Raw genomic sequence first — 2690 nt, forward strand, 5'->3', positions numbered from 1 at the left:
TTGGAACAACCGGGGCTATTCCCTACGTAAATTAGGCAGGTATGAAGAAGCCATATCTTCCTACGACAAAGCTGTGGAATTTAAACCTGATGATCACGAAGCTTGGAACAACCGGGGCATTTCCCTACGTAAATTAGGCAGGTATGAAGAAGCCATATCTTCCTACGACAAAGCTGTGGAATTTAAACCTGATAATCACGAAGCTTGGTACAACCGGGGCTATTCCCTATACAATTTAGGCAGGTATGAAGAAGCCATATCTTCCTACGACAAAGCTGTGGAATTTAAACCTGATGATCACGAAGCTTGGAACAACCGGGGCTATTCCCTACGTAAATTAGGCAGGTATGAAGAAGCCATATCTTCCTACGACAAAGCTGTGGAATTTAAACCTGATGATCACGAAGCTTGGAACAACCGGGGCATTTCCCTAGACAATTTAGGCAGGTATGAAGAAGCCATATCTTCCTACGACAAAGCTGTGGAATTTAAACCTGATAAACACCAAGCTTGGTACAATAAAGCTTGTGGTTATGCCTTGCAAGGTAATATTGAACAAGCAATTGAAAATCTGCAAATAGCAATTAATTTGCATCCTGAAGTTAGAGAATGGGCAAAAACTGATTCAGATTTTGATGCTATTCGGGAAGATGAACGTTTTCAAGCTCTACTTTAAAATAATCCCTACTTTCCCCAGGGCTAAGTAGTGAGACAGAATTAGTTACACAATGTCATTGCGTTAGCGCAGCGTGGCGTTAGCCATAGGGAACGAAGTGAAATCAAGCAATCGCCAGGGTTGTGATTGCTTCCCTTCGCTCGCAATGACTGTAAATATTTTTGTCCAATTACTTAATCCCTACTTTCCCCAGGGCTAAGTAGCGAGACAGAATTAATTACACAATGTCATTGCGTTAGCGCAGCGTGGCGTTAGCCATATGGAACGAAGTGAAGTGAAGCAATCGCCAGGGTTGTGATTGCTTCTCTTCCCTCGCAATGACTGTAAATATTTTTGTCCAATTACTTATTTAAATCTCGGTCAATGTCTTCATGGAAGATTCGCCGAGAAGTCCACACTCACCTGTTCGCGCAAGCGTGTCGCAGGGAATATGGGAGTGTGTGGAGTATGTCATTAATAGATAAACTCTGGCAATATGCTGTATATTTTTATTAATTGAAATTTGATAGAAAAATGACAACTACAACTGAGCATTTACAAATTTTAGAAAAACGGGTTTGGATTTGGAGAGATTACCAAATTCAATATACTGTGATGGGTACAGGACAGCCTTTGGTACTAATTCACGGTTTTGGCGCGTCCATTGGTCATTGGCGCAAAAATATCCCGGTTTTGGCTAGTGCCGGTTATCAGGTGTTTGCCTTAGATTTGTTGGGATTTGGTGGTTCTGATAAAGCTGTTATAGATTATAGCATGAATGTGTGGGCAGAATTATTAAAAGATTTTTGCAATGCACATATTCAAACACCAGCAATATTTATTGGTAATTCTATTGGCGCTCTTTTAAGTTTAATTGTTTTAACAGAATACCCAGAAATTGCGGCTGGAGGGGTCTTAATTAACTCTGCTGGTGGTTTGAGTCACCGTCCCCATGAATTAAATCCAGTTTTGCGAGTGGTAATGGCAACTTTTAACAAATTAGTGGCTAACCCAGTTACAGGTAAATTCGTTTTTAACCGTATTCGTCAAAAATCGCAAATTCGCCGGACTTTATATCAAGTATATAGCGATCGCACTGCGGTGACAGATGAACTTGTAGATTTACTTTATAGCCCATCTTGTGACCCAGGAGCGCAAGAAGTTTTTGCTTCTATTCTCACCGCACCTCCCGGTCCTAGTCCAGAGGAATTATTACCGAAGTTGAAATTTCCGTTATTAGTAATTTGGGGTGCAGAAGATCCTTGGACACCAATCACGGGAGCGAATATCTATGAAGCAGCGCGAGAAAATGGTCAAAATATTAAAGTTGTTCCTATTCCCGGTGCTGGCCATTGTCCCCATGATGAAGTTCCTGATATTGTGAATAGTGAAATTATTGGTTGGTTAGGAAACTTAATGGGTAATGGGTAATCGAAAATTTATCCCTCATTTTTTATTAAGTTTCTTAGTTTACTCCAAATATTGCTGGCTTTTTCTTTAAGTTCATTTTCTTCAATAATATATCCATGATATAGAGGATAACCATCGAGATCAAATTTTCCAGTACCATCACCTTCTCCTCCTGGCTGAAATTCATAAAATTTATCTTGATAGTATCCATAATACTGCGTACCATCTGTTAAATCATGAATTACAGCTTTATCCAAAATTTTTTGAGCCTTTTCAGGTGTTAAATTCATAGGACTAGCTTCATCTGAAGGGGTTTTCCAAAGGCGTTCAGGATCATGTTTGGTATGAAATTTATAGCGAGGACGCAATTTTCTTGCTTGTTCAATAGTAGTTAAATTATGAATATTTTTCTTTTTTAATGGTTCTTCTTCAATTCCAAAATAAACCTCTATATCCTCTGATTTAAACTCAGGTGCATCTTGTAAGCTGATCAACCTTCCTTCTAAATAAGCAGCACCCGCTAATGAACTTTCACAACAGTCTTTAAGATTAAATTCACACTCCCAATATTGAAGTTTTCTATTTAGAATATTATCTATATATAAATCTCTATTTCTTTTAATTC

The 2690-nt window shown here is 38.7% G+C and carries 3 protein-coding genes; 2 read left to right on the plus strand and 1 reads right to left on the minus strand.

Going from position 1 to position 2690, the window contains the following annotated elements:
• On the plus strand, positions 1-676 hold a 676-nt coding region (locus IQ228_RS24450), incomplete at its 5' end, for a tetratricopeptide repeat protein (RefSeq protein ID WP_193964755.1).
• Positions 677-1189: 513 nt separating this feature from the next.
• Positions 1190-2086: an alpha/beta fold hydrolase gene (locus IQ228_RS24455; protein WP_027403795.1), complete on the plus strand. Its 897-nt coding sequence runs from the start codon at positions 1190-1192 to the stop codon at positions 2084-2086.
• A gap of 8 nt (positions 2087-2094) precedes the next feature.
• Here IQ228_RS24455 and IQ228_RS24460 read toward each other — a convergent pair.
• Positions 2095-2690, minus strand: a 596-nt coding sequence (locus tag IQ228_RS24460; protein WP_228044061.1) for a hypothetical protein, incomplete at its 5' end; no start/stop codon positions are given.

This window comes from Dolichospermum sp. LEGE 00246 (assembly GCF_015207865.1).
Lineage (GTDB): Bacteria > Cyanobacteriota > Cyanobacteriia > Cyanobacteriales > Nostocaceae > Dolichospermum > Dolichospermum heterosporum.